This window comes from Allobosea sp. 05T422_2 (assembly GCF_056396265.1).
In genome coordinates this window covers 1-1,124 of record NZ_JBFTLD010000524.1, presented here as the reverse complement: position 1 = coordinate 1,124, position 1,124 = coordinate 1, and the positions used below count along the sequence as shown (strand labels likewise).

General features: G+C 59.3%; 2 protein-coding genes. One reads left to right on the top strand and one right to left on the bottom strand.

The window, feature by feature from the left end:
* The first annotated feature begins 425 nt into the window (after positions 1-425).
* The gene (locus AC1DJT_RS36825) at positions 426-698 is read left to right on the top strand and encodes an HU family DNA-binding protein (protein ID WP_476769639.1); all 273 of its coding nucleotides are present in this window, start codon (positions 426-428) and stop codon (positions 696-698) included.
* Between the two features lie 144 nt (positions 699-842).
* Here the strand turns inward: AC1DJT_RS36825 and AC1DJT_RS36820 are convergent.
* Positions 843-1,124 (bottom strand): SMC-Scp complex subunit ScpB (locus tag AC1DJT_RS36820; RefSeq protein ID WP_476836076.1); only part of this gene is annotated, 282 nt, incomplete at its 5' end.

Genomic DNA, 1,124 nt, shown 5'->3' with positions numbered 1-1,124 from the left:
TGGCAAAATCGGCGTCCGAGCCCCTGAAGCAGTACTCGCTGCGAAGATCGCCAGTTCAGCGATCGGTACGAGGTATTCAACTCTTCGCACGATAAATTATGCAGCCGAGGGTGAATGGCGCTGGCGCAATGACCGCGGAGCTCTCTTGGCGGAGGCGAAACTCAGTGCTGCGATGCCGCGGCACGGTCCCCCCTCCGGCGCTGGCGCATAATCCGAAGCACCGAAGCTTCCGCCTCCAAAAATGCAGAGCTATTTCTTGCAGCTTTTCTCTATTGTAGTCTCTAAATCATCCATGGAACGACAAGGTCTTGGCTAAGGCGAACGTTTATAGCCACCGACACACGTCACCAGGGGCCGGCTTTCCTCCTCTTGCATATCGGTATTGCCGGACTATGTCGGGATTCCCGAACTTAGATGGATTTCCGATGACTAAGAACGAACTCATTGCAGCCATTGCCGAAGAGACCAATAAGTCGAAGGCTGATGTCGGAGCGATCCTCACCTCTCTGGCCGCTGTCGTATCGAAGACGCTCAACGAAGGTGACGATGTCACTCTAGGCGGGGTCGGCAAGCTCTCCGCGGCGAAACGCGATGCCCGTCAAGCCCGCAACCCCTCGACTGGGGCGATGATCGATGTTCCGGCCAAGACGGTCGTGAAATTCAAAGTTGCCAAGGACCTTGCTGACACCGTTGCCTGAGACAGCAYGCTCCCTGCTCGATCTAGCGGGGCGGGGAGTGACCTTGGACGATTGTGGCCGGGTACCTAACGTTAGATTCTATCCACTATCCGCGGATAATCTCCGCGACTCGGGGCGTGGCCGGGACGGCTGTGCGATCTCGGTTCAGAGCCGAGGCTCAGTTCCATCCGCCGGATCCGGATCATCAAATGGGAGGTCGTCGCGTTCCGTGTCGCCCTCCCCTTCGTCGCCGCCACCCCTCGGAATCTCCTCAACCAACAGCGTGTCCTTCGAGAGCAGGCCGGCATCCTCGAGCTTTTCCAGGTCCGGCAGGTCGCGCAGGCTGGCGAGACCGAAGACCGACAGGAATGTGTCGGTCGTGACATAGGTATAGGGCGCCCCCGGTTCCGGGCTGCGCGGTCCGGCCGTGATCACGCCGGCGCGTTT